Origin of the sequence: Streptomyces sp. FH025 (assembly GCF_017427025.1) — a bacterium.
Lineage (GTDB): Bacteria > Actinomycetota > Actinomycetes > Streptomycetales > Streptomycetaceae > Kitasatospora.
This window is the reverse complement of the sequence record NZ_JAFLNG010000653.1, coordinates 1-4336: the sequence shown is the minus strand read 5'-3', so window position 1 is coordinate 4336 and position 4336 is coordinate 1. Positions and strand designations below refer to the sequence as shown.

The following is a 4336-nucleotide window of genomic DNA, read 5'->3' as shown; positions in this document are numbered from 1 at the left end:
GGTGCGATGTCCGGGTCCGGGGGCGTCGGAATCGTCATGGTGGCACCTTCGTCGAAAGTGACGGGAACAGCGACGGGAACAGCGACGGGGACGCGGCGACGGGAACGTTCACCGACCGAGTGCGTGCGCCAGCTCGCGCTTGTTCATCTTCGAACGGCCTTTGACATTGCGTTGTCTGGCCTCGTTGTACAGCTGGTCGTACGTCGGGCCCTGGGCCCCCTCGTGCGAGCGCTGCCCGCCGCGCCGGCCGGACGAGATGTCGTGCGTCGAGCTGCGGCTCGCCGTCCTGGACTCCCCGTGACGGGCGCGTTCCTTGTTGACCGTGCGGGCGGCGATCTCCTTGGCGCGCTTCTCGCTCTCGCCCCGGTCGAGGGCGCTCTCCTTGATGTGCTCGTACTGGCGTTCCCGCTTGGGACTGGATCCGCGAGGCATGACTACCTCTTTTCGAGCTGTTGGATTCCGCAAGTGGCTTCTGTGAGCGCGTGTACCCCGTCAAAAAGCCACAAACCATCTCAAAACGTGAATTGCGTGTCGTGTGTCGGGTAGAACAACCCTGGGACGGCCGCAGGCCACCCGCCCGTCGTCCCCTCGCACCCCGGCCGTGCCGCTGGGCTTCACCCCGATGCCCTGGAGAAGACGTGTCCACGCTCTCGCAAACCGCTCACCGCCCCGTCGACCGCGAAGCCGACGCATCAGACCTGCCGCCGAAACCCACCGAGGCCGAGTTGCGGGCGATGGAGAAGTCCGACGCACGCGAACTGAGCGACGCGCTGTTCGAGCGCCTGGCCGGACTCGCGCGGGAGACACACGCCTACAGCTACGTCCGGGGCACGATCATCGAGCTCAACATGCCCCTGGTGCGGTTCGTCGCGGCCCGCTTCCGGCACCGGGCCGAGGAGATGGACGACATCCTCCAGGTCGGCACGATCGGCCTGATCAAGGCCGTCGACGGTTACGACCCGCACCGCGGCGTCGAGTTCATCACCTACGCCATTCCCACCATCGCCGGGGAGATCAAGCGGTCCTTCCGCGACACCTCCTGGCCGGTTCGCGTGCCGCGCAGCACGCAGGAGCTGTACCTGATCGTCGTCAGAGGGTCCGACCGGTTGGAGCAGGAACTCGGCCGCCGCCCACGGCCCGACGAGATCGCCGAAGACCTGCACCTGACCGTCGAGCAGGCCACCGAGGGCCTGGTCGCCGGCAAGGTCTACCGCCCCAGTTCCCTCGACGCGCTGCGTGACCGGGACACCGACGAGACCGGCAGCGCGCTGGTGGACCGGCTCGGCGCCTGCGACCCCGGCATCGAACTCGCCGACTTCCGCACCGCCGTCCGGCCGCTGCTCGCCGAACTGCCCGAACGTGAGCAGACCGTCCTCAAGCTCCGGTTCTGGGACGGCTGCACGCAATCCCAGATCGCCGATCGGATAGGCGTCTCCCAGATGCACGTCTCCCGCCTGCTCACGGCCATCCTGGCCCGCCTGCGCGAGCAACTGGACGACGGGGACGCCCCCGGGTGGACGGACGAACCGGAGCGCGCCGCCTGACTTTCCCCTCCGCCGGGCGTTTCCGGCCCCCCACAGCGGATAGCCGCGCAGCGGGGGGCTTTCGTCACGGAGGAGGAGCATCGTGTCCCCGAAGGTTTCCGATCACATCCTGGAACGGCTGCGCGACTGGGGCCTCACGTACGTCTTCGGCTACCCCGGTGACGGCATCAACGGGCTGCTCGCGGCCTGGGGCCGGGCCGACAACGACCCCGTGTTCGTGCAGGCCCGGCACGAGGAGATGGCCGCGTTCGAGGCCGTCGGCTACGCCAAGTTCTCCGGCCGCACCGGCCTCTGCGTGGCGACCTCCGGCCCGGGTGCGATCCACCTGCTCAACGGGCTGTACGACGCCAAGCTGGACCACGTCCCGGTGGTGGCCGTGGTGGGCCAGACCGACCGCAGCGCCATGGGCGGCTCCTACCAGCAGGAGGTGGACCTGCTCAGTCTGTTCAAGGACGTCGCCGCCGAGTACTGCCAGATGGTGACCGTCCCCGAGCAGCTGCCGAACGTCCTGGACCGGGCGATGCGCACCGCCGCCGCCCGCCGCACCGTCACCGCCGTCATCGTTCCCGCCGACGTCCAGGAACTCGACTACAGTCCGCCGCAGCACGCCTTCAAGATGGTGCCCTCCAGCCTGGGCACCCCGCACTGGACGATCGTCCCGGAGGAGGACGAACTGCGCCGGGCCGCCGACGTGCTCAACTCCGGCCGGAAGGTCGCGATGCTGATCGGCCAGGGCGCCCGGAACGCCCGCGAGCAGGTCCAGGAGACCGCCGAACTGCTCGGCGCCGGCGTCGCCAAGGCGCTGCTGGGCAAGGACGCGCTGCCCGACGTGCTGCCGTACGTCACCGGGTCGATCGGCTTGCTCGGCACCCGCCCCTCGTACGAGCTGATGCGCGACTGCGACACCCTGCTCACCGTCGGCTCGTCCTTCCCGTACACCCAGTTCCTGCCCGAGTTCGGGCAGGCCAGGGGCGTGCAGATCGACCTCGACCCGTTCATGGTCGGGCTGCGCTACCCGTACGAGGTCAACCTCGTCGGCGACGCCGCCCGCACCCTGGACGCGCTGCTGCCGCTGCTGGCCCGCAAGGAGGACCGCGACTGGCAGCGCACCGTCTGCGACAACACCGAGCGCTGGTGGGAGGTGATGGAGCGCAGGGCCGAGGTCGAGGCCGACCCGATCAACCCCGAGTACGCGATCCACGCCCTCGACCACCTGCTGCCCGACGACGCGATGGTCACCGCGGACTCCGGCTCCGCCGCCAACTGGTACGCCCGCCACCTGCGCTTCCACGGCCGGATGCGCGGCACGCTGTCCGGCACCCTGGCCACCATGGGCCCCGGCGTGCCGTACGCGATCGGCGCCAAGTTCGCCCACCCGGACCGGCCCGCGATCGCCCTGGTCGGCGACGGTGCCATGCAGATGAACGGCCTCGCCGAACTCATCACCGTCGCCAAGTACTGGAAGCACTGGGACGACCCGCGCCTGGTGGTGGCGGTGCTCAACAACCGCGACCTCAACCAGGTCACCTGGGAGATGCGGGCGATGCAGGGCGCCCCGAGCTTCCTGCCCTCCCAGGAACTGCCGGACGTCGACTACGCCGCCTTCGCCCGCACCCTGGGCCTGGCCGCCGCGCGGGCGATCACGCCCGCGGACGTACCGGGCGGCTGGGAGCACGCCCTCGCCGCCGACCGTCCGTTCCTCCTGGAGCTGCGCACCGACCCGGCCGTCCCGCCGATCCCGCCGCACGCGAGCTGGGACCAGATCCAGGCCGCCGCCGCGTCCGTACTGCGCGGGGACGACGACCGCACGGCGATGGTCCGCCAGGGCTTCAAGGCCAAGCTCCAGGAGTTCCTGCCCTCCTTCGGAGGCCGCCATGCGCGCCATTGACCTCACGCTGCGCAACATCCGTACCGGGCGCTTCCAGCGCTCGCTGGCCCTCGCCACCGGTGCCGGCTCGGTGATCACCGCCGCCGAGATCTACCTGGAGCACGACCGGGCAGGCTTCGGCAACCGCGTGATGTGGTGGCCGGTGTGGCTGGGCCCGGTCGGTGCCGCGGCCGGGGTGGCCGGGGCGCTCAGCCCGCGGGCCGCCCGCACCCTGCTGCCCGTCGCCTCCGCCGCCATCACCGCCAACGGCCTCCAGGGCACCTGGCTGCACGTGCGCGGCATCGTCGAGAAGCCGGGCGGCTGGGCGATGGCCCGGTACAACGTCGAGATGGGTCCGCCGCTGTTCGCCCCCCTGCTGATGAGCCTCGTCGGGGGGATGGGACTGGTGGCCGCCGTACTGCGCCGGGAGTCCCGCGATGCCTGAGCGACGCTTCCCCGGCTACGACGTGCTCTCCCAGGCCCGGCACTGGGACCGCGAGACGGCCGCCGTCGTGTTCACCCGCACCGGCCCGCAACCGCCGCTGCGCTTCTTCACCCCCGCCGAGGAGGCCACCGCCCGCGCCCTGCTGGACCTGCTGCTGGACCACCCCGACGTCCCGCTGCTGCCGATGATCGACGCCCGGCTCGCCGAGCTGGAGACCGACGGCTGGCGCCACGCGGACATGCCCGAGGACGACCAGGCCTGGCGCCGATCGCTGCGTGCCCTGGACGAGGACGCCGACGGCCCGTTCGCCGTACTCGGCGAAGTCCGGCAACGGGCCCTGGTCGGACGGGTTCAGGAACTGGACGGCGAGCGCTGGCACGGCCTGCCCGCCCGGCACGTGTGGAGCCTGTGGACCAGGTACGCCTGCACCGCCTACTACGCCACCCCCACCGCCTGGAACGAGATCGGCTTCGGGGGCCC

The 4336-nt window shown here is 71.0% G+C and carries 5 protein-coding genes; 4 read left to right on the top strand and 1 reads right to left on the bottom strand.

The features are described from left to right. Positions 1 to 108 precede the first annotated feature (108 nt). Positions 109 to 432 (bottom strand): plasmid stabilization protein, encoded by a 324-nt coding sequence (locus J0670_RS31395; RefSeq protein WP_207815271.1) that lies wholly within the window; start codon positions 430 to 432, stop codon positions 109 to 111. 206 nt (positions 433 to 638) lie between these two features. Here J0670_RS31395 and J0670_RS31390 point away from each other — a divergent pair, with 206 nt between their 5' ends. From J0670_RS31390 to J0670_RS31375, 4 genes are all read left to right on the top strand, one after another. Next, the gene (locus J0670_RS31390) at positions 639 to 1544 is read left to right on the top strand and encodes a SigB/SigF/SigG family RNA polymerase sigma factor (RefSeq protein ID WP_307806782.1); all 906 of its coding nucleotides are present in this window, start codon (positions 639 to 641) and stop codon (positions 1542 to 1544) included. An 82-nt stretch (positions 1545 to 1626) separates the two neighbouring features. After that, positions 1627 to 3432, top strand: coding sequence for a thiamine pyrophosphate-requiring protein (locus J0670_RS31385; RefSeq protein WP_207815269.1), 1806 nt, complete (start codon positions 1627 to 1629; stop codon positions 3430 to 3432). Continuing rightward, positions 3419 to 3856 (top strand): hypothetical protein, encoded by a 438-nt coding sequence (locus J0670_RS31380; RefSeq protein ID WP_243437798.1) that lies wholly within the window; start codon positions 3419 to 3421, stop codon positions 3854 to 3856. The genes J0670_RS31385 and J0670_RS31380 overlap by 14 nt, the downstream gene beginning before the upstream one ends. Continuing rightward, positions 3849 to 4336: gluconate 2-dehydrogenase subunit 3 family protein (locus J0670_RS31375; protein WP_207815268.1), on the top strand; the 488-nt coding region annotated here is incomplete at its 3' end. The genes J0670_RS31380 and J0670_RS31375, both read left to right, overlap by 8 nt.